Source organism: Paraburkholderia sp. J63, assembly GCF_905220245.1.
Classification (GTDB): Bacteria; Pseudomonadota; Gammaproteobacteria; order Burkholderiales; family Burkholderiaceae; genus Paraburkholderia.
Genome location: NZ_CAJMZF010000009.1, coordinates 19,978 through 44,521 on the forward strand (window position 1 = coordinate 19,978; position 24,544 = coordinate 44,521).

22 protein-coding genes and 2 pseudogenes are annotated in these 24,544 nt (G+C 62.4%); 18 read left to right on the plus strand and 6 right to left on the minus strand.

Features of this window, described 5'->3' with window-relative positions; translation table 11 throughout:
- The 7 genes from U5775_RS12100 (at nucleotide 1) to U5775_RS12130 (ending at nucleotide 6,578) form a co-directional block, all read left to right on the plus strand.
- Nucleotides 1-1,179: an acetyl-CoA C-acyltransferase gene (locus U5775_RS12100; RefSeq protein ID WP_322058373.1), complete on the plus strand. Its 1,179-nt coding sequence runs from the start codon at nucleotides 1-3 to the stop codon at nucleotides 1,177-1,179.
- A gap of 15 nt (nucleotides 1,180-1,194) precedes the next feature.
- On the plus strand, nucleotides 1,195-1,968 hold the full coding sequence (locus U5775_RS12105; protein WP_322058374.1) for an SDR family oxidoreductase: 774 nt from the start codon (nucleotides 1,195-1,197) through the stop codon (nucleotides 1,966-1,968).
- A complete protein-coding gene (locus tag U5775_RS12110) occupies nucleotides 1,965-3,053 on the plus strand; it encodes a phosphotransferase (RefSeq protein ID WP_322058375.1) in 1,089 nt (362 codons plus the stop codon). The genes U5775_RS12105 and U5775_RS12110 overlap by 4 nt, the downstream gene beginning before the upstream one ends.
- A 64-nt stretch (nucleotides 3,054-3,117) precedes the next feature.
- Complete coding sequence (locus tag U5775_RS12115; RefSeq protein WP_322058376.1) at nucleotides 3,118-4,335, plus strand: acyl-CoA dehydrogenase family protein; 1,218 nt, start codon at nucleotides 3,118-3,120, stop codon at nucleotides 4,333-4,335.
- A 234-nt stretch (nucleotides 4,336-4,569) separates the two neighbouring features.
- Nucleotides 4,570-5,346, plus strand: a complete 777-nt coding sequence (locus tag U5775_RS12120; protein WP_322058377.1) for a class II aldolase/adducin family protein — start codon at nucleotides 4,570-4,572, stop codon at nucleotides 5,344-5,346.
- A gap of 175 nt (nucleotides 5,347-5,521) precedes the next feature.
- Nucleotides 5,522-6,103: an HD domain-containing protein gene (locus U5775_RS12125; RefSeq protein ID WP_322058378.1), complete on the plus strand. Its 582-nt coding sequence runs from the start codon at nucleotides 5,522-5,524 to the stop codon at nucleotides 6,101-6,103.
- A 127-nt stretch (nucleotides 6,104-6,230) separates the two neighbouring features.
- On the plus strand, nucleotides 6,231-6,578 hold the full coding sequence (locus U5775_RS12130) for a hypothetical protein (protein ID WP_322058379.1): 348 nt from the start codon (nucleotides 6,231-6,233) through the stop codon (nucleotides 6,576-6,578).
- An 81-nt stretch (nucleotides 6,579-6,659) separates the two neighbouring features.
- On the opposite strand, the gene U5775_RS12135 is transcribed toward U5775_RS12130, so the two are convergent.
- Together U5775_RS12135 and U5775_RS12140 are read right to left on the minus strand one after the other, a co-directional pair.
- Entirely contained in the window at nucleotides 6,660-8,153 is a 1,494-nt protein-coding gene (locus U5775_RS12135) for an efflux transporter outer membrane subunit (protein WP_322058380.1), read from the minus strand.
- Nucleotides 8,150-9,829, minus strand: a complete 1,680-nt coding sequence (locus U5775_RS12140) for an efflux RND transporter permease subunit (protein WP_322058381.1) — start codon at nucleotides 9,827-9,829, stop codon at nucleotides 8,150-8,152. The genes U5775_RS12135 and U5775_RS12140 overlap by 4 nt, the downstream gene beginning before the upstream one ends.
- 38 nt (nucleotides 9,830-9,867) lie before the next feature.
- Between U5775_RS12140 and U5775_RS12145 the strand changes: the two genes are divergently transcribed.
- The 3 genes from U5775_RS12145 (at nucleotide 9,868) to U5775_RS12155 (ending at nucleotide 12,259) form a co-directional block, all read left to right on the plus strand.
- Nucleotides 9,868-10,266, plus strand: a complete 399-nt coding sequence (locus U5775_RS12145; protein WP_322058382.1) for a porin — start codon at nucleotides 9,868-9,870, stop codon at nucleotides 10,264-10,266.
- A gap of 87 nt (nucleotides 10,267-10,353) precedes the next feature.
- Nucleotides 10,354-11,037 (plus strand): 3-oxoacid CoA-transferase subunit A, encoded by a 684-nt coding sequence (locus U5775_RS12150; protein ID WP_322058383.1) that lies wholly within the window; start codon nucleotides 10,354-10,356, stop codon nucleotides 11,035-11,037.
- Between the two features lie 355 nt (nucleotides 11,038-11,392).
- Complete coding sequence (locus U5775_RS12155) at nucleotides 11,393-12,259, plus strand: alpha/beta fold hydrolase (protein WP_322058384.1); 867 nt, start codon at nucleotides 11,393-11,395, stop codon at nucleotides 12,257-12,259.
- Nucleotides 12,260-12,608: 349 nt separating this feature from the next.
- On the opposite strand, the gene U5775_RS12160 is transcribed toward U5775_RS12155, so the two are convergent.
- Together U5775_RS12160 and U5775_RS12165 are read right to left on the minus strand one after the other, a co-directional pair.
- On the minus strand, nucleotides 12,609-12,761 hold the full coding sequence (locus U5775_RS12160) for a hypothetical protein (protein WP_322058385.1): 153 nt from the start codon (nucleotides 12,759-12,761) through the stop codon (nucleotides 12,609-12,611).
- A gap of 12 nt (nucleotides 12,762-12,773) precedes the next feature.
- Nucleotides 12,774-13,193, minus strand: a complete 420-nt coding sequence (locus U5775_RS12165) for a hypothetical protein (RefSeq protein WP_322058386.1) — start codon at nucleotides 13,191-13,193, stop codon at nucleotides 12,774-12,776.
- Nucleotides 13,194-13,299: 106 nt separating this feature from the next.
- Here U5775_RS12165 and U5775_RS12170 point away from each other — a divergent pair, with 106 nt between their 5' ends.
- The 7 genes and pseudogenes from U5775_RS12170 to dmpG all read left to right on the plus strand — a co-directional run bounded on the left by U5775_RS12170 (nucleotide 13,300) and on the right by dmpG (nucleotide 22,198).
- Nucleotides 13,300-13,557: a PhzF family phenazine biosynthesis protein gene (locus U5775_RS12170; RefSeq protein ID WP_322058387.1), complete on the plus strand. Its 258-nt coding sequence runs from the start codon at nucleotides 13,300-13,302 to the stop codon at nucleotides 13,555-13,557.
- Between the two features lie 491 nt (nucleotides 13,558-14,048).
- Nucleotides 14,049-16,697 carry an FAD-dependent oxidoreductase gene (locus U5775_RS12175; protein WP_322058388.1) on the plus strand — a complete coding sequence of 883 codons (2,649 nt, stop codon included), beginning with the start codon at nucleotides 14,049-14,051 and terminating at the stop codon, nucleotides 16,695-16,697.
- Nucleotides 16,698-16,713: 16 nt separating this feature from the next.
- Nucleotides 16,714-17,565, plus strand: a complete 852-nt coding sequence (locus U5775_RS12180) for an alpha/beta fold hydrolase (protein WP_322058389.1) — start codon at nucleotides 16,714-16,716, stop codon at nucleotides 17,563-17,565.
- Between the two features lie 11 nt (nucleotides 17,566-17,576).
- Nucleotides 17,577-19,214 (plus strand): bifunctional 3-(3-hydroxy-phenyl)propionate/3-hydroxycinnamic acid hydroxylase, encoded by a 1,638-nt coding sequence (locus U5775_RS12185; RefSeq protein WP_322058390.1) that lies wholly within the window; start codon nucleotides 17,577-17,579, stop codon nucleotides 19,212-19,214.
- Between the two features lie 214 nt (nucleotides 19,215-19,428).
- Entirely contained in the window at nucleotides 19,429-20,217 is a 789-nt protein-coding gene (mhpD, locus tag U5775_RS12190) for a 2-keto-4-pentenoate hydratase (protein ID WP_322058391.1), read from the plus strand.
- Nucleotides 20,218-20,232: 15 nt separating this feature from the next.
- Nucleotides 20,233-21,184, plus strand: a pseudogene (locus U5775_RS12195) (acetaldehyde dehydrogenase (acetylating)).
- Between the two features lie 4 nt (nucleotides 21,185-21,188).
- A pseudogene (dmpG, locus tag U5775_RS12200) lies at nucleotides 21,189-22,198 on the plus strand (4-hydroxy-2-oxovalerate aldolase).
- A gap of 42 nt (nucleotides 22,199-22,240) precedes the next feature.
- Here dmpG and U5775_RS12205 read toward each other — a convergent pair.
- Nucleotides 22,241-22,696 carry a PaaI family thioesterase gene (locus U5775_RS12205; RefSeq protein WP_322058392.1) on the minus strand — a complete coding sequence of 152 codons (456 nt, stop codon included), beginning with the start codon at nucleotides 22,694-22,696 and terminating at the stop codon, nucleotides 22,241-22,243.
- Between the two features lie 31 nt (nucleotides 22,697-22,727).
- Nucleotides 22,728-23,876, minus strand: coding sequence for an acyl-CoA dehydrogenase family protein (locus U5775_RS12210; protein WP_322058393.1), 1,149 nt, complete (start codon nucleotides 23,874-23,876; stop codon nucleotides 22,728-22,730).
- A gap of 172 nt (nucleotides 23,877-24,048) precedes the next feature.
- Here U5775_RS12210 and U5775_RS12215 point away from each other — a divergent pair, with 172 nt between their 5' ends.
- Nucleotides 24,049-24,483: a MarR family transcriptional regulator gene (locus U5775_RS12215; RefSeq protein ID WP_322058394.1), complete on the plus strand. Its 435-nt coding sequence runs from the start codon at nucleotides 24,049-24,051 to the stop codon at nucleotides 24,481-24,483.
- The last annotated feature ends 61 nt before the right edge of the window (nucleotides 24,484-24,544 follow it).

Sequence of the window (24,544 nt, forward strand, 5' to 3'; positions counted from 1 at the left end):
ATGACCGACGCAGTGATCGTTTCCACCGCGCGCACCGGCCTCGCGAAGAGCTGGAAAGGCGCATTCAACATGACACATGGCGCGACGCTGGGCGCGCACGCGGTGCGGCACGCCGTGGCGCGCGCCGGCATCGATCCGGCCGAGATCGAGGACGTGATCATGGGCGGCACGTTTGGCGAAGGCACGACGGGCGGCAACATCGCGCGCGCAATCGCGCTGCGCGCCGGGTTGCCTGTGACGACGGGTGGCGTGAGCGTGAACCGCTTCTGCTCGTCAGGTCTGCAGACGATCGCCATGGCCGCGCAGCGCGTGATCCTCGAGGGCTCGCCCGCCATTGTCGCGGGCGGGGTCGAGAGCATCTCGTGCGTGCAGAACGAGTCGAACAAGCACATGCGCTTCGATCCGTGGCTCGTCGAGCACAAGCCCGAGCTGTACTGGAGCATGCTGCAGACGGCGGAGACCGTCGCGAAACGCTACGGCATTGCGCGCGAAGCACAGGACGCATACGGCGTGCGCAGCCAGTTGCGTGCAGCGGCGGCGCAAGCGGCTGGCAAGTTCGACGACGAGATCGTGCCGATGACCACGACGATGGCCGTCATCGACAAAGCGAGCGGGCAGCTCGCGACGAAGCAAGTGACGATCGCCTCCGACGAAGGTATTCGCGCGGACACAACGCTCGAAGCGGTGTCGAAGATCCGTCCTGCACTGCCGGGCGGCGTGGTCACGGCGGGCAACGCAAGCCAGTTTTCGGATGGCGCCTCCGCGTGCGTCGTGATGAACGGCCAGCTTGCCGAGCAGCGCGGATTGCAGCCGCTCGGCATCTTCCGCGGCTTCGCGATTGCCGGCTGCGAGCCGGACGAGATGGGCATCGGCCCGGTGTTCGCGGTGCCGCGCGTGCTCGAGCGCGCGGGTGTGAAGATCGAGGACGTGGGGCTGTGGGAACTGAACGAGGCGTTCGCGGTGCAGGTGCTGTATTGCCGCGATACGCTCGGGATTCCTGACGACAGGCTGAACGTGAACGGCGGCGCGATTGCGGTTGGCCATCCGTATGGCGTGTCCGGCTCGCGGCTCGTCGGCCATGCGCTGATCGAAGGCAAGCGGCGCGGCGTGAAGTACGTGATGGTCACGATGTGCATCGGCGGCGGCCAGGGCGCGGCCGGGCTGTTCGAAGTGTGCTGAGCGAAGGAGAACGCGGTGTCGGTGAAGGAACTGTTTCAGCTCGACGGGCGTATCGCGCTCGTCACGGGAGGCTCACGGGGCCTCGGGCTGCAGATGGCCGAAGCGCTCGGCGAACTGGGCTGCAAGGTCGTCATCTCGGCGCGCAAGACCGATGAGCTGGCCGGGGCCGAGGCGCATCTGCGCGGCAGGGGCATCGAGGCGAAGGCGGTCGTCTGCGATCTGCAGAAGTTCGACCGCATTCCCGCGCTCGTCGACGAGGTGCTGTCCGCGCATGGACGCGTCGACATCCTCGTCAACAATGCTGGCGCGACCTGGGGCGCGCCGGCGGAGGACTATCCGGACGAAGCGTGGCACAAGGTCATGAATCTGAACGTGAACGCGCCATTCTTCCTGACGCGCGAGATCGGCAAGCGCAGCATGATTCCGCGCAGGAGCGGAAAGATCGTCAACATCGCTTCGATCGCGGGGCTCAAAGGCATGTCGGGCGGCACAGGCACGATCGCATACAACAGCTCGAAGGCGGCGATGATCCATTTCACGCGCGCGCTGGCGACCGAGTGGGGCCGTTACGGCATTCACGTGAACGCGATTTGCCCGGGCTTCTTCCCGTCGAAGATGACGGCGGACACGCTCGATGCCGTTGGCGAGCAGGTGATCGCGCGCACGCCGTTGCAGCGGCTGGGTGGCGACGAGGACCTGAAGGGCGCGCTCGCGTTTTTTGCGAGCGACGCGTCGCGGCACGTGACCGGCCAGTATCTGGCCATCGACGGTGGGATATCGGCGACATGACGAACGACGCACAAACGAACTTTAGCGGCACGCGGCCGGTCGCGCAGGCCCATGCGTTCGATACCGGGCGGCTAGGCGATTACATGCGCGAGCATGTAGACGGTTTTGCGGGCGCTCTGCACGTCGAGCAGTTCAAGGGCGGGCAGTCGAATCCGACCTTCCTGCTCGAATCTGGGCGCCGTCGCTATGTGATGCGCCGCAAACCGCCGGGTGCATTGCTGCCTTCGGCGCATGCGGTCGATCGCGAGTACCGGGTGATTCGCGCGCTGGCCGGTACTCGCGTGCCGGTCGCACGTGCATATGCACTGTGCGAGGACGCCGACGTGATCGGCACCGCGTTCTACATCATGGAGTACGTCGAAGGGCGTATCTACTGGGACAGCGCGCTACCGGGACTCTCTAGCGCGGAGCGCGGCGCGATGTACGACGAGATGAACCGCGTGATCGCGGCGCTGCATTCGGTCGATCCGGTTGCGGTGGGCCTCGCCGACTATGGGAAGCCTGGTCACTACATCGAGCGTCAGGTAGCACGGTGGACGAAGCAATATCGCGCGGCGGAAACCGAGCGGATCGAAGCCGCCGACTGCCTGATCGCCTGGTTGCCCCAGCACGTGCCGTGCGGGGACGAAAGCCGCATCGTGCACGGCGATTACCGGCTCGACAACGTGATCTTCCATCCGCACGAGCCGCGAATTCTCGCGGTGCTCGACTGGGAGCTCTCGACGCTCGGCCACCCGCTCGCCGACTTCGCGTACCACTGCATGACGTGGCGGATGCCGATGCATCAGGGGCGCGGGCTCGCGGGCATCGATCTCGCCGCGCTCGGCATACCGGACGAGGCGGCCTATTTGCAGCGCTATCTGCAACGCGTGATGCGGACGTCGAACCAGCCGGTGTCGGAGGCGGACTGGGGCTACTACCTCGTGTTCAACCTGTTCAGGCTCGTCGGCATCTTGCAGGGCGTGCATGCGCGCGCGCTGCAAGGCAACGCGTCGAGCGCGCAGGCGCTCGAAGTCGGCAAGCGCACGCGGCCGCTCGCCGATCTGGCCTGGACGCTGGCACAGCAAATCGACGCGGCGCGCTGAGCGACGCAATGACGGGTCGCCGCTCGATGCGCGCGGCCTTCGCAGTGAAAAAAGGACAACACGGATGAATTTCGAGCACTCGAGCAAGGTGAAGGATCTCCAGACGCGACTGACTGCGTTCATGGACGAGCATGTCTATGCGGCGGAACGTCAGTTCGAAGCGGAGATGGACGCGGCACGCAGGACGGGCAACGCGTGGCAGCCCGCGCCGGTCATGGAGACGCTCAAGGAAAAGGCGAAAGCGGCGGGCCTGTGGAATCTGTTCCTCCCCGAATCGCAGTACGGCGCTGGGCTGACGAACCTCGAATATGCGCCGCTGTGCGAGATCATGGGCCGCTCGTCCATTGGCGCGGAGCCGTTCAACTGCTCGGCGCCCGACACCGGCAACATGGAAACCCTCGTGCGCTACGGCAGCGCCGAACAACAGCAAGCGTGGCTCATTCCGCTGCTCGACGGCACGATCCGCTCGGGCTTCGCGATGACCGAGCCCGCCGTGGCTTCGTCGGACGCGACAAACATCGCCGCGCACATCGCGCGCGATGGCGATCACTATGTCATCAACGCGCGCAAATGGTGGACGTCCGGCGCGAACGATCCGCGCTGCAAGATCCTCATTTTCATGGGCAAGACCGCGCCGGACCATCCCGATGCGCACCGCCGCCAGTCGATGATACTCGTGCCGATGGACACGCCGGGCGTGAGCGTGCTGCGCCATTTGCCGGTGTTCGGCTACGACGACGCACCGCACGGCCACGCCGAAGTGCTGTTCGAGAACGTGCGCGTGCCGGTCGGCAATGCGCTGCTCGGCGAGGGGCGCGGCTTCGAGATCGCGCAGGGGCGTCTCGGGCCGGGCCGCATTCACCACTGCATGCGCCTGATTGGGCGTGCCGAGCGCGCGCTCGAAGCCATGTGCCGCCGCGCGAGCTCGCGCGTCGCATTCGGCCGCAGGATCGCCGATTACGGCGTCACGCGCGAGCGCATTGCGCAAGCGCGCATCCTCATCGACCAGGCGCGCTTTCTCGTGCTGCACGCAGCGTGGAAGATGGACACGCACGGCAACAAGGCGGCGCGCAAGGAGATCGCGATGATCAAGGTGGCGGCGCCTGAGATGGCGTGCCAGGTCATCGACTGGGCGATCCAGGTGCATGGCGCGGGCGGCGTGAGCGAAGACTTCGGGCTGGCGCGTGCCTATGCGGGCGCGCGCACGCTGCGTCTTGCCGACGGTCCCGACGAAGTCCATCGCAACGCGATCGCGAAGCTGGAGCTCGGCGCTTACCTGTGACGTGTGACGAAGAAGGGAGCCGAAGCACGCCATGCTGGCCGCCCGATATCGTGACCGCGCCGTGCCATGTCGATGGCCCGAGGAACTCGTGTACGTGCGGATATTAGGGGAAATGCGGATCCGGTTTGAGGCTGGAAGCGCCTGGATTGTAGTCTTTCTGACAATCTCGGAACGTTCGCCGTGTCAATATGGCGACGAGCTTTCCTTACGTCAGACACTTTGGAGACCCTGGGCATGGACCCGTTGACTTATGCTGAAGGTGCGAATGTTCGCTCACATGTTTCGGATGACGAATGGAAATTGCGCGTCGACCTGGCGGCCTGCTATCGACTCGTTGCCCGCTACGGCTGGGACGACCTGGTGTTCACGCATATCTCGGCTCGCGTGCCCGGTCCGGAGCACCATTTTCTGATCAACCCATACGGTGCGCTGTTCGAGGAGATTACCGCTTCGAGCCTGGTGAAGGTGGATCTGAACGGCCGCCCCGTCATGGATACGCCGTTCCCGGTCAATCCCGCCGGATTCACCATTCACAGCGCCATTCACGCTGCCAATGACGACGCAAGATGCGTGCTGCACACGCATAGTTTGCACGGGGTGGCGATCGCCGCGCGGCAGGGCGGTCTGGAGCTGGTATCGCAGCAGGCGTTGTCGATATACCGCACTTTGGGCTACCACGATTACGAAGGAATCGCGGTGCGCGATGACGAAAAGGTCCGGCTTGTCGCCGACCTGGGTAAAAACAAGCTGCTCATCCTGCGCAATCACGGGCTGCTCGCCGTAGGCCGGACGATTCCCGACGCGTTTCTCGCGATGTACACCCTGGAATCGGCTTGTCGAATTCAGGTTCTGGCCGAATCGGGAGGCAAGCCGCTTTCGCTGGTGCCGAAGGCGCTGCTCGAAACAATCGAGGCGGAAAGCAAGATTGCCACGATGGGTTCGTTCGGCGATCTAGCGTGGCCCGCACTGTTGAGAAGACTGGATCGCAAGGATCCGTCTTTCCGTCGTTAGTCGCGCGGGAGGGCAGCCGGGAACGGCGGGCCGGCAAGGTAGTTCGCCAAAAGAATTTGACCGCTTCATGAAGCCGGTATCGAAACTGGAAGCGTTACTGAATGAGGAGACTTGATGATGATCGTTGATTTGGCGGAAATTCTTGCTTGCGCCGGGCAAGCCGGGAGTCGCAAACATGACTAAGCGCGCCACCTTTTCTCACATCAGTCAAGGCACCTCCGAGGACTGGGCTGCAATCGGCGAGGAATTCAAGCCGTACGCCGCGGCGCTTGCCGAGCGCGTACTCGGTCATCTTCAAATTTTGCAGGGGGATTACGGCGGCTTCCCGGTTGACCGGCTGGTACATTGCCTGCAGACCGCGACGCTCGCACATCGCGATGGCCGCGACGAGGAGTACGTGGTCTGCGCGCTGCTGCACGATATTGGCGATACGCTGGGGAGCTACAATCACGCGGATATTGCCGCTGCCATACTCAAGCCCTTCGTCAGTTCGGAAAACCTGTGGATGGTGCAGCATCACGGCGTATTCCAGGGCTACTACTTTTTCCATCATCTTGGCCTGGATCGCAATCTTCGCGACCGTTTCGGCGATCAGCCGGAACTCTTCCAGCGCACCGCTGAATTCTGCGAAAAATATGATGCTCCGGCTTTCATGGAGGACTACGACGCATTGCCACTGTCATTCTTCGAACCCATGGTCACGCGCGTGTTCGCCCATCCGCGCCATTCGATGTATGTAAAGCACACGGAGCAATAGAGAAAAACTCGGTGCTATTGCAATCCTCAGCCGAAAACGCGATGAAAGGGCAAGTGCCCACACATAGTGGGCGCCCGGGACTCTGTGCTAGAGTCGGGCACTGACCACTTCCGGGCCGCCATCGCGCATGGAACCCAAGATCCCTGGCGGCTTTCATCAAGCGCTCGTAAGCGCTACGGTGTTCCTCTCCGGCACCACGCTTGCCTACCTCAAGTTTTTCGTGGTGGATGCATCGTCGCAACGATGGTCGCTCTTCGCGGCCATCAGCGCGCTGATCGCTTTCTGCGCGATGATCCTGCAGGTCGCCACGCTTTATCGCGCTTTGCAAATTGAAAACGACGATCCTCGAACGTTCTCACGGACTGTGCGTGTGCTGATGTCGAGCATGTGGTGCCTGATCGTCAGCGGCCTCAGTCTCGTCGTCGCCCAATGGTGGCAACCGCTGCCGGCGCTCACGCACTGGATGAACAGTTAGTCGGCGAGAGGGACTTGAGCAACGAGCAAGTCCCTCTCGTCGTAAGCCATGGCTACCAGTTGGTGTGCCTGGTGTATCTCCTCAATCCGGCGCTATCGGCCCATCCCATCCACCGCCCAATGCCTTGTTCAACGCGATGTAGTCGGTGGTGATGCGAACACGGCTTTGGATCAGGGCGTCTTGTGCAGCGAACAGTGCGCGCTCGGCAATGAGCAGATCGAGATAGCTGGTCGAGCCCGAACGGTACAGCGCGTTAGCAATCGTCGACGCTTCGCTATAGGAGTCGGCGGAGTGCTGAAGGCCCTCCGCGCGCTCAGTCTCGCCCGAGAGCGTCACACTGGCGTTTTCGACATCCTGCAAGGCTGCCAGCACAGCGGCGTGATAAGCGATGAAGGATTGATCGCGTTGCGCATCGGCGATCTCCACAGCGGCTTTCAGGCGGCCTGCGTCGAACAGGGGGATGGTCACCGAAGGCCCGATTGACCAGCCGATCGACGAATGCCGCGCGAGATCGCCGAACTGGGTGCCAGTTGTGCCGAGCGAGCCAACGAGGGTCACGCGCGGGTAGCGATTGGCCTGGGCCTCGCCCACGCGCGCCGTGCTCTGCGCATAACGCCGTTCGGCGGCCCGCACGTCCGGGCGCGAGAGCAGCACGTCGGCGGGCACGCCGAGCGCAACGGGCAGCGGCGGTGTGGGCACATCCTGCGCCTGCTGCATGCGCGCAAGCAGCGCGCGTGGAGGCTTTCCGGTCAGTACGGACAGGCTGTGCACGGTCTGCGCATAAGCGGCTTCAAGCGCGGGAATCTCGGCGAGCGTCGCCTGAGCCTCGCCTGCCGAATTGGCAACGTCGAGCCCGGAGGTCGAGCCGGCGGTGTAGCGAACGCGGGCGAGACGCGCGGTTTCCTCCTGCGAGTGTGCCGTGGCGCGGGCGAGCGCGAGGCGAGCCTGGTAGCCGCGCGCTTCGACGTAGCGCGTGGTTACGTCGCCGATGAGCGTCAGCAGGGTGGAACGCAGATCCCACTGAGCCGCATCGAGGCCTTCACCCGCTGCTTCGAATGCATGTTGTCTCGCGCCGAAGAGATCGATTTCCCAACTGGCGTCGAAGCCGGCCTGAAAGAGATGAGTTCGACTGCCAGGTGATGCGGTGCCGGACTCAGGTGTCGAAGACAGTCCGGCGATGGCATTCGGTCCGGCACCCGCACGCGTATATGCCGCGGTGCCGTTGAGCGACGGATAGCGCGCGCTGTCGCTCTGGTTTGCGAAGGCGCGTGCCTCGCGGATACGCGCGGCAGCCGTGGCCACGTCGAGGTTGCCGCGCACGGCTTCGTCGACTAACGCGTTGAGCAGGGGATCGTTCAGGCGCAGCCACCATTGGTGGAGATCCGGCTGTGCGGCCGTTGCTCCGGCTTGCGTGCTCCATTGGGCGGGCACGTCGGCGTGCGGGGCCTGGTAGCGCGGGCCAACGGCGCAGCCCGCGAGCAGCGCGCCGGCGCCGAGAGCCAGCAGCGCGGCCGCCCGTTGCACGTTCGGTATGAATTTGGGGAGATGCATGATCGTGAGCTGGATTGCGTTCATGAGCGTTTGCCCTTGACGGCCTTGCGTACGGCCACATAGAGCAGTGGTGCAAAGAAGACGCCGAGCACGGTTGCCGCGAGCATGCCGCCCATCACGCCGATACCGATCGCATTCTGCGCCCCGGAGCCGGCGCCTTTCGCGATTGCGAGCGGCAGCACGCCAAGGATGAAGGCGAACGACGTCATGAGAATCGGCCGCAGGCGCAGTCGCGCGGCATCGAGTGTCGCTTCGATGAGGCTGGCCCCCTGCGCTTCGCGCTCCAGCGCGAATTCGACGATCAGAATCGCGTTCTTGGCGGCGAGACCGATGGTCGTGAGCAGGCCCACCTTGAAGTAGATGTCGTTGGTCTGACCGCACAGCAGCGCCGCAAGCAGTGCCCCGGCCATGCCGATAGGCACGGTGAGCATCACCGCTAGCGGAATCGACCAGCTCTCGTACAGCGCAGCGAGACAAAGGAACACGATTAGCACAGAGATCGCATAAAGGGCGCTTGCCTGGTCGCCCGAAAGGCGTTCTTCATACGAGAGCCCTGTCCACTCATGGCGGACGCCCGGCGGCAGTTGCTTCACCAGCCGGTCTATTTCGCTCATCGCCATGCCTGAACTCACGCCCGGCGCGGCCTCGCCCTGAATTTCGACCGCGGACACACCGTTGTAACGCTCGAGACGCGCCGGACCCAGGGTCCATCGCCCCGTGGCGAACGAAGCGAACGGCACCATCGTGGCTTGCGCATTGCGGACGTGCCAGCCGTCGAGATCGGCCGGTTGCATGCGGAAATCGGCGTCGGACTGCACATAGACGTGCTTGACGCGGCCTCGGTCGATGAAGTCGTTCACGTAGTCGCTGCCCCAGGCCACCGAGAGCGTGTTGTTGATGTCGGCGAGGTTCAGGCCGAGCGCGCTCGCCTTGGCCTGATCGATATCCACGGAAAATTGTGGCGCCGGTTCCTGCCCCGTGGGCCGCGTGTTGGCAAGCACCGGGCTACGCGCCGCTGCGCCCAGCAACTGGTCGCGCAGTTGCGCGAGCCGTTCGCGTCCTGCTCCATGGGTGTCCTCCAGGTAGAAGTCGAAGCCGTTGGAGGTGCCCATGCCATCAATGGCAGGGGGGAGAAGCGCATAGACCTGCGCATCGCCGATGGCGGCGAATGCGGCGCTCGCGCGCTGTGCGACTTCCTGCGCCGAGAGATTCGGTGCATGCCGTGTGTCGAAGTCCTTAAGGCGCACGAACACCATGCCCGCGTTCTGTCCCGAGCCGCCGAAGCCATAGCCCTCGATCGCCATGACGCCTTCCACCGCGTCCATCTCCTCGTGCAGGTAATAGCGCGTGACCTTGTCGAGCACATCGCGCGTGCGAGCGGCCATCGCGCCGGGGGGCAACTGCACGGCGGTGAGCAGAATGCCCTGGTCCTCAACGGGTAGAAACGAAGTTGGCAGGCGCATGAACATCCAGCCCGTCGCAACGACGAGTGCCACGAAGATCGCGAGAAAGCGCTTGCTGCGCGCGAGCACGCCGCTCACGCCGTGGCGATACACAAGTGAGCCGCGATCGAAGCCGCGGTTGAACCAGGCGGCAAAGCCACGGCTTGCGCCGTGCACCGAGGGGCGGCGCAGAATGGTGGCGCACAGGGCCGGCGTGAGGATGAGCGCGACGGCCACCGAAAGTAGGGGTATGAGCATGATAAGCGTTTATCCTCTGCGGCGCATAAGTGCTTATCATGTCGGCACCCCTGAACCAGCCGAAGAGCACCGCGTTCCTGAGCGGCTCCATTTTGCCGGCATCCGGCACGCTCGAGAAGCTACGCTTCCAGAACTTCGAAGTGAACGGCAAATATCAGATCGCGCCCGTGGCGTTCGTCGGCGCGGAATACGTGTACACGCCGGCCAATTACGACTCGACATCGGGCGGCCACCGGCCCGTATATCAGACGGCCGGCCTGATGGCGGACTACAACCTGTCGAAGCGCACCGACCTGTATGCGCAGGCGGACTACGTGCATGTGGGCGGCGACAAGACCGGGACGGCGCTGGACTACGCGCTGGTACCCGGCGCGACTGGCCCGTCGTCGACCCGCAACCAGGCGATCGTCCGGCTCTCGATTCGGCACAAATTCTGATCTGAATGGCAGCGGCGAGCCTCGGGACGTGCGGTACCTGAAGTTTGCCGCGCGACGCCTGGGAGTTTCTTCAAGGAATACGGGAACGTGATAGATAAAACCATTACGTCGATCGCCGACGCCGTTGCCGACGTCAGAAGCGGGGCGACAGTGCTGATTGGTGGATTCGGCAATGCGGGTATGCCTACGGAGCTGGTAGAAGGCGTACTTGAGACAGGCGTGGCCGATCTGACTATTGTCTGTAACAACGCGGGAAATGGCGATCGCGGACTCGCGGCGCTTCTGGCGGCGGGGCGCGTCCGGAAAATTATCTGCTCGTTTCCGCGCGCGGCCGACTCGTATGTGTTCGATCGACTGTATCGTGCTGGCGAGATCGAGCTCGAGATAGTACCGCAAGGCACGCTCGCCGAACGCATGCGCGCGGCGGCCGCAGGAATCGGCGGCTTCTATACGCCGACCGCTTACGGCACGCAATTGGCCAAGGGCAAGGAGACGCGGGTAATCGACGGCCGTCCGCATGTGTTCGAGACCCCGCTGCATGGCGACGTGGCGCTCATCAAGGCATATCGGGGGGATCGGTACGGCAATCTCGTGTATCGCAAGACGGCACGCAATTTCGGCCCGGTGATGGCATCGGCGGCCACGCTGACGATCGCGCAGGTCAACGAGATTGTCAACGTTGGCGATCTGGATCCGGAAGTCATCACTACTCCTGGGATTTTCGTGCAGCGCGTGGTGAGGGTTAGCGCGAACGTCCCGGTTGCGATGTGACGGCCGGTGCGCTGGGTGCAGCGTCGTGTACGTCAACCCGGTGTGAGCACATGGGACAGCACCTCACCCGTGGTAGCTGAACAACCCGGCTTCAGAGCCTGCCCGCGCGTCTTCCTTTCAACTCGAGTGTTGGCCGATACTCTCGTCAGCGAATTCGACAAGAGTCAGCAGGGCCCCCCCTACCCAACGGCATTATTGGGTCGCACGCTGGGGCGCCCCCTTGATGTGTGATGTAGATCCGTTTGCAATCCAAAGGGCGTCCACATAGGCCAGTCTAAGTATAAACGAGTATATTGTCATTATGACAAATTACTCACTAAAATGCTTCCACTGTCACCCCTCACACGATGCCGCAATGAATGCCTCGTTTGCCGTTAGCGCGATGAATCAGCACACCGTTCACGTCGGCGCGCGCCGGATCTTTCTTTCGGAGGTCGGTCGCGGCCCGGTCGTATTGATGCTTCACGGCGGTGGTCCGGGGGCATCGGGTATGTCCAACTACGTGAAGAATATCGAGGCTCTGGCGTGTCACTTTCGCGTCCTTGTGCCAGATATGCCTGGTTACGGCAGGTCGTCAAAGGGCCTGGATCGAGGTGATCCATTTGGCGATCTGGCGACCAGCATGCTTGGGATGCTGGATCAGATCGGCGTCTCGCGAGCACATCTGATCGGAAATTCGCTGGGCGGCGCGTGTGCCTTGCGTATGGCACTGGAGCGTCCGGATAACGTTGGCCGACTGGTGCTGATGGGCCCTGGGGGAGTTGATACGACTCGCCAATTGCCGACCCAGGGATTGAGGCGGTTGCTGGGATATTACAAGGGGGACGGGCCCACGTTGGAAAAGCTCGCCACGTTCATCCGCAGCGACCTCGTCTATGACGGCAGTCGGGTTCCCGAGGCGCTGATTGCCGAGCGCTACAAATCCAGCATCGATCCGGACGTATTGGCCAGCCCGCCTTTACTCGGTCCCAAAGGAATTCCACAGTTCAGAAAGCTGGATTTCACCCGCGATCCGCGCCTGTCCTCCCTGCGGAACCCGACGCTGGTGCTGTGGGGCACTGAGGACAAGGTTAACCGTCCGAGTGGAGCAAATTCGTTGCAGCGACGCATGCGCAATTGCGATGTCTATATGTTCAGCAAGACTGGACACTGGGTGCAGTGGGAGCGAGCAGACGAGTTTAATTCCGCGGTACGGACGTTCCTCACTCAAGAAGATGCCTGACCAGGTGCAACCATAGTGCCCGTAGCCTGATGAGCATTTTTGCGGCACGTTTGCCGCTCATGATTGCGCACACCGATCTTGTAGCGACCCGGCTTACCCATTCCGTATAGCTCGAATAAGCATGCCAGATTATTTCTACTGCCATTGCCGCGTCGAGTGCTGTAGTCGCCGGTTTGCGTAGCAGTGCCGCCGCGCGTTCGACATGCTGTCGCATCTGATAGTCGGTGATGCTCCCGCCGGCCGCTTCTCGAAAGATGCGAGTGAGTTGACGCCGCGATATGGCGAAGCGCCAGGTAATCGCGTCGAGGTCAAGGCACTTGGTGAGCATCGCATTGATGTATTCGACGATCTACGCCACCAGAATTTCACGGTTGGTCGCTTGCGGTGCGAACACTACGTTCGATTCGAGCACCGCTTCGATACACGCGGAAGCGACGAGCCGGTCGATCATCTCGCCGCGATAGCGCGCGAAGGCCTCCGGTTGGCACGAGCGTTCCCGCATCGCATGCAACTGCTACGCCCGAATCAACGATGACGTTGGCACGCTTACCCGAAACGATGCGCTGCGCGGTCGCTTTGCCGAGCGCGCAATATGCCCCTGTGCCTTGCGCTCACAGAACGACACGAAGCCCCCCTCAGCATAGATCGCCGTATGGCGATGGTCGACGCCGTCGCTCTTCGTCTTGTGGAGGATACCCGGTTCGAGGACGGCCAGCACACACGGCGCGAGACGCTGCTCGCGTTCATTCGATTCGGTATGCAGCGCGAGCGACCCGAGCTTCGGCAAGAGAAACATGTATTCGTCGTGTTCGTGCCATTCGGTCCGGCAGCCGGGAATCGTGACATGACGCACCGCCGTGATGTGCCCGGCGGGAATGTGCGAGGAAGTGTTCGAATACGGCATATTCAGCACCACCGCTCCGCAAAAGGACATGAATTCGCCCTGATTGCGGCCGCCGATGTCGCATTGCCGGCCTGGCCCGATCCGGCGAGAAGAAAATGCGCGTACAGGCGATTCCGAGGCTTTCGCGAGGAGCCCGATGCGCGCAGTCGCGGCCTTTCACGGGCACGAGAACGCCTTCGTGCTACGGCCGCAGGACGACGCGCACGATTTCCGTTTCCACTTCGTCATGCCCCATCGCGAAATGGAGATGTGCGGCCACGTGTCGCCTGGCGCTCTGTGGCTGCTGCGCCGCTGGATGTCCAGCGCGACGCGCATCGCGCCGTTGAGCGGAACCGTCGACGCGCGCTTCGACCCATCGGCACGGCACATACACGTTAGCCAGGTCAGCTCGTAACACCGCGCATCCAGGGGGGGAAGGCAGAGGTTCCCAACACGTTTCCGGACAGACAAACGTGCCATTGGATCGAAACTCCTGGTGTGGATTGGGGTTAACGACAAATGTGTCGGAACGAGATTCATGTCGTAATGAGACTATTGTCATTATTACGGGAGCAAGCTCGGGATGCGCATGGCATGTCCGACTTGTCGGGCGATGTAAGGCGGGTTCCTGAACGGAGACATGATGGCCGGAAAGCACGCACAGCAATTTCCCGGGGCGGGTGCCCATGACTGCCAGAGACGCGCGTCGCTGCCCAGCGACGGCAGGGAAGCACCTGCTCGCGCTAACGACGGCTTTCACTTGAAGGGGGGTGGAGGTAACTGTCGGCAAACACGATATCCCGCAGACGACCTTGACGGGTTCGCGACGCCGTGCGCAACGGTGTCGCCCGCTGGTGCCTGCGGACGGTTCCTGTTCGCGGGAGATCTGGACGGAGGCGTTGACGCATGATTACGCATGATGCGCTGGTCGTGATTGCTGGAGCCGGTCCCGTCGGGATGTGCACGGCGATCGAACTGGCAAGGCGCGGCCATCAGGTCGTCGTCGTCGAGGCGAGGGAGAAGGATGTTGCGCCAAGTGCCAAGTGCAACACGGTAGCCTCGCGGACTCTCGAGGTTTTCAGGCGCTTTGGTATAGCGGATGAGGTACGCGGGACAGGGTTGCCGGATGACTTCCCGACCGATATCGTTTTTTGTACGTCTATCAGTGGTCATGAGATGACGCGTATCGGGATGCCTTCCCGAGCCGAGCGTACGCAACCGGGATTCCCGGACAGCCACTGGCGTACGCCCGAGCCGCAGGTTCGAGTTTCGCAGCTTTATCTCGAGCCCATCCTTTCGGCGCTGATGCACCGCACCTCCGGCATCACCGTCCTCTATGGCACATCGGTCGAGACATATCAACAGGATGACTCGAGCGTCTCGATTTCTTGCCGTCGAAGCGACGGATCTCCTGTCATGCTTCGCTCCCGATATCTCATCGGCGCCGATGGTGGTCGAAGCGTGGTACGGAAGATCATGGGGACAAGGCTCGTGGGCGCAGCGGAGCTCGCCCGGACTCGCACGTCCCTGATCCGCGCTCCCGGGCTTATCCAGTTGTGGGGAAATCGCCGTCCCGCGTGGATGAGCTGGATCGCAAACCACAAGGTTCGGGGGAACGTCGTCGCGATTGACGGTAGGGACACGTGGTTGGTTCACCGCACGCTCCCGCATGGCGTCGACAATTTTGATGCCCTGGACCTGCGGCAGTCGATCTGCGATGTGCTCGGAGTGGGACTGGATTTCCAGTTTGAAATCCTCAACCACGAGGACTGGGTGGGCAGGCGTATGGTCGCAGAGCGCTTGCGCGAGCGGCGAGTCTTTCTCGCTGGCGATGCTGCGCATCTCTGGGTGCCGTTCGCAGGCTATGGCATGAACGCAGGCATTGCCGACGGCGTGAACCTGGCATGGCTGTTGTCAAACGTGCTTGATGGGTGGGCAGACCCGGGCATGCTGAACGCGTACGAGGCCGAAAGGCATCCGATCACTGACCAGGTATCCCGCCTGGCGATGCAAAGCATGCTCGACATGGTCGAGACACTCGGCAAAAACCGCGTGCCGGTAGCGCTGAGTTCACGTCTGAACCCGGTAGGAGTTGCGATGCGTACGGCGATGGGCGCAAAACTGCATCAGCTCAATGTTCCGCAGTTCGCGCCCGAGGGCCTTAATTTCGGCTATTACTATTCCAGCTCGCCCATCATCCAGTACGACGCAGACCAGGCCCCAGGCTACTCGATGGGTGGTGTCACGGCGTCCACTGTCCCTGGCTGCCGGCTGCCGCACTTCTGGCTCGAAGCGGGGCGATCGTTGTACGACGAGCTGGGCCCCGTCTACACGCTTTTGCGCTTCGATCGGTCGATCGATGTCTCCAGTCTCGTCACGGCGGCCCAGACTGCGGGCATGCCATTGAAGGTTCTGGATCTTCGAGCACCGCAGGAGGTGGCGTACCAGCACAAGTTGATGATCGTTCGTCAGGATCAGCATGTGGCATGGCGAGCCAATGAGCTTCCTGCCCGCCTCGACGGACTGATCGCCGTTCTCACCGGGAAAGCGGAGCCAGTGAAGGGCGACCGGCAACCACATGGTTCGATCTTCGGAAAATCCCGGCTGGGCTACGTATTGATCGAATCCAGTCGTCTCGACGAATGGAGGAAATTTGCCACGGATGGCCTGGGCATGCATGTCGAAAGTGCCGAAGGTGGCGCTCTTGCCTTCCGGTTGGACGCTCATCAGCGCCGCATCGTCGTGCGACCGGGGGAGGCCGAAGACGTGACCGCGTTGGGCTTTGAGGTCGACGGCGACGATACGCTGGGAGAAATTCGCCGGCGTCTCGGTGAGCGCGGCGTCACGTTGCGACGAGGTACGGAAGAAGAAGCGCGTCTGCGTGGTGTCGAGAGCTTTCATACATTTCATGGTCCCAAGCGCCTGCAGATCGACCTCTATACGCGGCCGGTGTTGTCGAACGATTCGCTGCATATGCACGTCAGCGGATTCTCGACAGGAGCCGCCGGCATCGGGCATGTGGCGATCGTGACCCGGGAGCCCGACGCATTCCAGGACTTCTGGGAGACAGTTTTCGATGCGCGTATCTCCGATCACATCGAAGACAAGGTCGGCGGCACGGTGATGGATTTCACGTTCCTCCGTATCAACGAACGTCACCACAGTATTGCGGTTGCCTCTACCCGGGGGCGCCGGCTCGATCCAATGCGTACCCGGATTCACCACCTCAACCTGCAGGCTGAAAGCCTGGATGATGTCTCGGCTGCCTATCTTCGCTGCAAGCAATTGGGCTACTCGATTGCGAACGCGATCGGCCAGCATCCCAACGATCGGGAGCTGTCGTTCTATGTCGTTACGCCTTCTGGCTTCGAGATGGAGCTCGGCTGGAACCCGATCACCGTGGACGAAACGTCATGGCGATCCACGACGTACCGTGGCATCAGCCTTTGGGGGCACTTCAAGGAAAACCAGTCGCTGGCAATGACGCTCAAGCAGTTCCGACGCGCCGTCTCGTCGCTGAGGGAAAAAGAATACGTCGTAGGCAAGCCCGAATAACAACAGGAGATACGAAATGAGCGATTCGAAATTTGTGCATGGCGTTCACGACGGCAAAGCATGGTCGATTCACTACACGGTTGAAGGAGATGGCCCGGCACTAATCCTCCTTCACGGGGGAGGTCCGGGTGCAACCGGCGTGAGCAACTACAGCCGCAATATCGCGCCGTTGGCGGAGCATTTCACCGTCTACGCAATCGACATGCCGGGCTGGGGGCGCTCTTCGAAAAATCTGCAGATATTCGGCACACCGAATCCATTCGTGAACGGCGCGCGCGCGTTGAAGGCGTTCATGGACGAGCTGGGAATCGGCAAGGCGCACCTGATCGGGAATTCGTTTGGTGGCGCGGTCGCCTATTACATGGCGATGGAGTATCCGGAAGCGGTCGACCGCCTGGTTGCCATGGGGCCCGGAGGGGCTTATCTCGAAGGGCAAGGTCCGACCGAAGGCATCATGCAACTGCTGACTTATTACAGCGGTGAAGGGCCTTCGCGCGAGAAGCTTGGCGCCTTCCTTCACAACCTCGTCTATGACACATCGGTGTTGACGCCCGAGCTGATAGAGCAGCGATTCACAGCGAGCAACGACGCTGAGATCGCTGCGAATCCCCCGCTGACACTCCCGCCCGCCGGGCCGCCGCCGCGGCAGTTCTATCTGAGCGAGGATGCTCGACTCGGCACGCTGCCGCATCGCTGTCTGCTGATCTGGGGGCAGCAGGACAAGGTCAATTTGCCCGCTGGCGTACAGAGCTTCAGGTCGGTTCCGAATCAGGACGTTGTGCTCTTCGCGCAATGCGGTCACTGGGCGCAATGGGAGCAGGCCGCCAAGTTTAACCCGCTGGTTACGTGGTTCCTGAAACAGGCCTGAGCGGGCGTCGGATGACTACAAGTTCCTTTGACTATGATGTGGCGATTGTCGGATATGGCCCAACCGGCGTTTCCGCCGCCAACTTCCTTGGTGCATACGGGATCCGATGCGTGGTCATGGAGCGCGATCGGGAGATCTATCCTCGCGCGCGGGCGGTCACTGTCAACGACTGGACGTTGCGCTGCTATCAGTCGGTCGGACTTGCCGACGAACTGCTAAAGGTGATGGATCCCATGACGGAGATGCGATGGCGCACGTATGCCGGCAAGGACTTGATGCGCATGAAGGTCCCCGATCCGGAAATGGGTCTGCCTGTCGCCTCGATGATCTATCAACCGGCCATGGAGCAGGTGTTGCGCGCCGGCGTGGAGCGCTTTGCATCCAGAGTCGAAGTGCGGTTCGGCCAGGAAGTGACTTTGCTCCGGTCGGTTGGCGCCGGGTCGGAAGTGAGTTTTCGCGATGTGGATACCGGTGTGCAACGATGTCTCACGGCCCGCTACGTTCTTGCGTGTGATGGTGGATCGAGCAACGTGCGAACCCAGTTGGGAATCCCGTTAGAGGGTTCCACCACCGATACGAAATGGGTGGTGATCGACGTGCGCGTGAAGCGGTGGTGGCCCGAGCGTCATCTGCTTACGTTCTGGTCGGATGCAAAACGTCCGGTTGTCGATATTCCGCTGGCGCTGGGCAATCACCGCTGGGAATTTCCGCTTGCCGAGCACGAATCGGAAAAGGACTTCTCGACTCACGACCAGTTGTGGACACTGCTTGCCACGATGGGCGTGACGCCCGAGAACATCGAGATCCATCAGCACGCGTTCTACAAGCACCACGTGCGACGGGCGCAGCGGTGGCGGAGCGGTTCGGTATTCCTGCTTGGAGACGCCGCGCACCTGATGCCGCCCTGGGCAGGCTCAGGCATGCAGTCCGGTATTCGCGACGCGTTCAATTTGTGCTGGAAGATTCGGGAGGTCCTCGGAGGTCGCCTTCCCGAAAGCATTCTCGATAGCTACGAGGCAGAGCGCGCGCCGAACGTGGCGTTCGTGACAGCAGAATCCGAGCGACTTGGACGAATTATCAAGCGGCAGATGACCGCAGCCGAGAAGTTTGACGCGGTCCACCGACTCATCCGGAAAGCGTTGCACATGCGGGACCTGCCGCAGCCGTTGGCAGGTTTGCCTGCACTTGACGCAGGCTGGATGAGTGCGGTGCCGACGAAGACGAATCTGGTCGGAAAAATGCCACCTCAGCCACGCGTTGCCGACGTGCGTGGAAGACAGGGACGCCTCGATGACTTCCTTGGCATGGGATTCGTTCTGGTAGGCGACGGCGTAGATCCGGCCGAGTTGCTGTCCGGGTCACAGCAGGCGGCGTGGGCCGCACTCAATTCGCGCTATATCGCTTTGAGGGAGGGCTCGCAGGGCGCCACCTCCGAAAATGAGCTGATTGATCTTGACGGTTCATTCCTGGACTGGATGCGCGCCCGCAATACGAAGTGCGTGGCGCTACGACCCGACCGATTCGTCGTCGCCGCAGACGATGCGCTTAACGTGCCGGTGTTACCGCCAGCGTCGATGGAGGCCAGATATCCCGCGCGTTCGTCGGTGTCGATGCCGGCTGCCGTCTCGTCAAGTCCGGACCGGGCATGAGCATTGACGACGTCTGATGGCAGCGCCAGCCGATGATGGTCCGCTTGCCAGGGCAGAGGTAGGCGCGATCGGCCCGTCAAGACCTTCCCGGCTTTCGCAGCGCGCGATGCGTCACTTCCTGCCGCCTCCGTCGTATCGAAGCGAACAGGGGTTCGGCACTGAAGGGGACACCGGAGGCTTCGGTACAAAATTTGAAATGAACAGGAGAGCTGACGTGACCAATCCCGGACTTGCGGAAGTGCTCGCCGCGCGACTGCGCGCAGCCGAAGCGTCGCGCCAAACGATCGAGCCGGTGCGCGGCCAGATTGCTCCGGACGACATGGCGACCGCCTACGCCGTGCAGCAGGCCAACGTGGACCTGCGTGTGGCGAATGGCGAGCGCATCGTGGGCCGCAAGATCGGCCTCACGTCGCCCGCGGTGCAGCAGCAGCTAGGCGTCGGCCAGCCCGACTTCGGCGCGCTGTTCGCCTCGATGGCCTGCGGCGACGCCGAAGCGATTCCGCTCTCGCAGCTGATCCAGCCGAAGGTGGAAGCGGAAATCGCGCTCGTGCTGGAGCACGATCTCACGTTTGAGAAGCACACCTTCGTCGACATCCTGCGCGCCAGTGCTTATGCGCTTGCGGCCATCGAAGTGGTGGACAGCCGGATACGGAACTGGGATATCCGCTTCGTCGATACGGTTGCCGATAACGCGTCGAGCGCGCGCTTCGTGGTGGGCAGCCGCCCTGTGCCGCTTTCGCAGATCGATTTGAGCGCCTGCGCGATGGAGCTTTCGCGCGATGGCGAGGTGCTTTCGCGCGGCAACGGCGCGGCGTGCCTCGGCAATCCGCTCAACGCCGCCGTGTGGCTCGCCGACCGCATGGTGCAGCTCGGCACGCCGCTGCGCGCGGGCGACGTGGTGCTCACCGGCGCGCTCGGCCCGATGGTGGCCGTGAAGGCACCGGGCACCTATACCGCGCAGATCGAAGGCCTCGGCAGCGTTCGCGCGGCATTCACCGCCTGAAACAGGGGACTACAGATGGCTTCGGAAAAGCTCAGGGCCGCGATCATCGGCTCCGGCAACATCGGCACGGACCTGATGATCAAGATCATGCGCCACAGCCGGCACCTGGAGATGGCGGCGATGGTCGGCATCGACCCGGACTCGGACGGCCTCGCGCGCGCGGCGCCTCTGGGCGTGGCGACCACGCACGAGGGCGCGGAAGGCCTCACGCGCCTGCCCGTCTTCGACCAGATCGACTTCGTGTTCGATGCGACCTCCGCCGGCGCGCATGTGAAGAACGACGCGCTGCTGCGCGCGCTCAGGCCCTCGATCCGCGTGATCGACCTCACGCCCGCCGCGATTGGCCCGTACTGCGTGCCGGTCGTGAACATCGACGCGCATATCGATGCACCGAACGTCAACATGGTGACGTGCGGCGGCCAGGCCACGATTCCCCGTGGTCGCCGCGGTGTCGCGTGTGGCGAAGGTTCACTACGCGGAGATCGTCGCCTCGATCAGCAGCAAGTCGGCGGGCCCCGGCACGCGCGCGAACATCGACGAGTTCACCGAAACGACTGCGAAGGCGATTGAAGTGGTGGGCGGCGCCGCGAAGGGCAAGGCGATCATCGTGCTGAACCCGGCCGAGCCGCCGGTGATGATGCGCGACACCGTCTACACCCTTTCGGATCTGGCCGACCGCGAGAAGATCGAGCAGTCGATAGAAGAGACCGTCGCGAAGGTCCACGCCTACGTGCCGGGCTATCGCCTGAAGCAGAAGGTGCAGTTCGACGAGATTCCCGCGAGCGCGCCGCTGAACATTCCGGGCCTCGGCAAGTTCAGCGGCCTGAAGACTTCGGTGTTCCTCGAAGTTGAGGGCGCCGCGCACTATCTGCCCGCTTACGCTGGCAACCTCGACATCATGACTTCCGCTGCGCTCGCCACCGCCGAACGCATGGCGCAAACGCTGCTCAGCGTAGAAGGAGCGTAAAGCGATGAGCAAGAAACTCTATATCTCCGACGTGACGCTGCGCGACGGCAGCCACGCCATTTGCCACCAGTATTCGATCCAGAACGTGCAGGACATCGCCCGCGCGCTCGACCGGGCGAAGGTGGACAGCATCGAGGTTGCCCACGGCGACGGCCTGCAAGGTTCGAGCTTCAACTACGGCTTCGGCGCGCACAGCGCCCTCGAATGGATAGAGGCCGTGGCCGACGTGGTCACGCACGCAAAGATCGCTACGCTCCTCTTGCCCGGCATCGGCACGATCCATGACCTGAAGGCCGCGTACAACGCGGGCGCGCGCATCGTGCGCGTGGCCACGCACTGCACGGAAGCCAATATTTCGAAGCAGCACATCGAATACGCACGCGAACTGGGCATGGACACCGTCGGCTTCCTGATGATGAGCCATATGACCACGCCGGAAAACCTCGCTGTCGAAGCGAAGAAGATGGAAAGCTACGGCGCGACCTGCATTTACGTCGTCGATTCGGGTGGCGCACTCACGATGAACGACGTGCGCGATCGCTCCCGTGCGGTGAAGGCCGTTTTGAAACCCGAAACGCAGACGGGCATGCACGCGCACCACAACCTGTCGCTTGGCGTGGCGAACTCGATCGTCGCCGTGGAAGAAGGTTGCGACCGCATCGATGCATCGCTTGCGGGCATGGGTGCTGGAGTGGGCAATGCGCCACTCGAAGTGTTCATCGGCGCGGCGGAACGCATGGGCTGGAACCACGGACCGACCTCTACACGCTGATGGATGCCGCCGACGACATCGTGCGCCCGCTGCAGCACCGCCCGGTTCGCGTGGACCGCGAAACGCTCGCGCTCGGCTATGCAGGTGTGTATTCGAGCTTCCTGCGCCACTCGGAGGTGGCCGCGAAGAAGTACGGCCTGAAGACGGTGGACATTCTCGTCGAACTGGGCAGGCGCCGGATGGTGGGCGGCCAGGAAGACATGATCGTCGACGTGGCGCTCGATCTGAACGTGGGACGTTAGCTGCTCGCTACAGCGTGTAGCTCAGGATGTTCCACAAGGCGCTTAACTGGACGACGCCACAAACGTTGCCATGGCTGTGGCCACCGGGCCCCGCGCGTCGTCATGCTTCCATAGTTCGGCGCGGCAAAACGCGATCGATTTCCCGCTGCGCACGATCTCCCCGGTCGCCCGATACCTGCCGGCCGGCGCGGCACGGAGAAACGCTGTCGTCAGATCGACCGTCGCGCAAGTGCCGCTGTCGCCGAGACGGGCGAGGACTGAAAAAGCCATCGCAAAGTCGAGCATGCCGGCGACCGCACCGCCCTGAAGCACACCGGTTCCCTGAATGAAGATTTCCGCGGGGTTGAACTCCAGGTCGAGTCGACCTTGCTGCGGATCGGCAGCGACAATATGCGTACCCAAGGCGATCGCCATCGGATTGGAGAGCACAGGAAGCGGCGTATTTGGTGCTTCGAGAAAACGCGTGATGAGCGCGTGGTCCTGGTTGGCGGGTTTCATGATGTGCGTGAATGGGGCATGAAGGGGGGCATCAGTCCAGAAACGAGCGTGCGATGATCTCTTTCATGATCTCGGATGTGCCTGCGTAGATGCGTTCGATACGCGCGTCGACGAAGGCGCGCGCGATCGGATACTCGCGCATATAGCCGTAACCGCCGTGCAGTTGCAGACAGGCATCGGCGACCCGGCCGAGCATTTCGGAATGCCAGAGCTTGCCCGCCGAGGCCGCTGCCGGATCGAGCGCGCCGGCGACATGCCACTGGATGAGCTGGTCGCAATAAGCGCGGCCGGCATGAATGTCTGCCGCGACCTCGGCGAGCTTGAAGCGCGTGTTTTGCATCGCGCTGAGCGGTTGATTGAAAACCTTGCGCTCTTTCACGTAGGCGCTGGTCCACTCGAGCGCGGCTTCAGCGCGCGCCTGGCATTGCACTGAAACGAGCAGGCGCTCCTGTGCGAGACCCCTCATCAGGTAGCGGAAGCCTTGACCCACCTCGCCAAGCAGGTTTTCGCGTGGCACTCGAACATTGTCGAAGAACAGTTCTGCCGTGTCCTGCGCGTATTGGCCGATTTTCTCGAGGTTGCGCCCGCGCGAAAATCCCGGCGTGTTGGCCTCGACCACGAACAGCGACACGCCGCGTGCGCCTTGCGAAGCATCCGTCTTGCAGGCGACAACGATCACATTGCTGTTGTAGCCGTTCGTGACGAAGGTCTTTTGTCCGTTGATGACCCAGGCGTCGCCGTCTTCGCGTGCGCTCGTGCGGATGGCGGCGACATCGCTACCTGTAGAGGGCTCGGTCATCGCAATTGCTCCGATATTTTCGCCGCTCGCCATGCCAGGCAGAATACGTTTCTTCAATGCCGGGGTGCCGTGATGGACGATGTAGGGCGCAACAATCACCGAATGAAGCGGGAATCCCGGTCCGGTTGCGCCGACAAGACCGAGTTCCTCGCTCACGATCAGGTCGCAAAGCAGGTCGCCGCCTGGGCCGCCATCTTCCTCGCCGATCCAGCAGCACAGGAGGCCATTTTCGCCGGCCTTGCGCCAGATTTCGGTCGGCACGCGATGCTCCGACTCCCAGAGCGAGTGATGCGGCGCGATTTCCTTTTCGCAGAAGCGGCGCACCTGGTCGCGGAAGGCATCGTGCTCGGGACCGAAAATAGTACGGGGAAACTGCAACATGAACGACTTCCTTTGAACTTGGGATTAGCGACGAGAGCGAGCCGCGGCAGGAAAACTTCGGTCCATCATCGCTTTCCTGCGTGGATATTGTCAATACACATTGACGAAAATGGTAGCCCCGGTGATCCAAGGCAGTATCATTGCGGGTGATTCTTACTGGACTCTCTCTTCAATGGTCTCCCAAAAGCGTTTTCTGCGTCAGCTTCTTCTTTGGCGTTCTGAGTGGATCGAGCAGCGTGTTCTGGAACGGGCGCGTGAAAGTGGATTCGGCGAGGTCACGCCGTCCATGAACCGGATGTTCGTTCATATGGGCGGCCGCCCGATCGGTCTTTCCGAACTGGCGCGGCGTCTCGCGATATCGCGTCAGGCGGTGCATCAATGTGCGAACGAAGCCGCGGAACTCGGGTTGGTGGAGTTCTGCGCAAGCGAAAGCGATGGACGGGTGAAACTGCTGCGCTTCACCGAGCGCGGCTGGAATATGTCGGAAAGCGCTGCGCATACGCTTGAAGCACTGGAAGAGGAACTGGCGTGCCGCATCGGCCGAAAGGATCTCGAAGAACTCAAACGCATTCTTTCCAAAGGCTGGACCGGCGAAAGCGGGGATTGAGCGCACGTGCTCATGTGGTTCCAGGGAAAATCCCTGGCATCCCGTTTGTCAATCAAGGTTG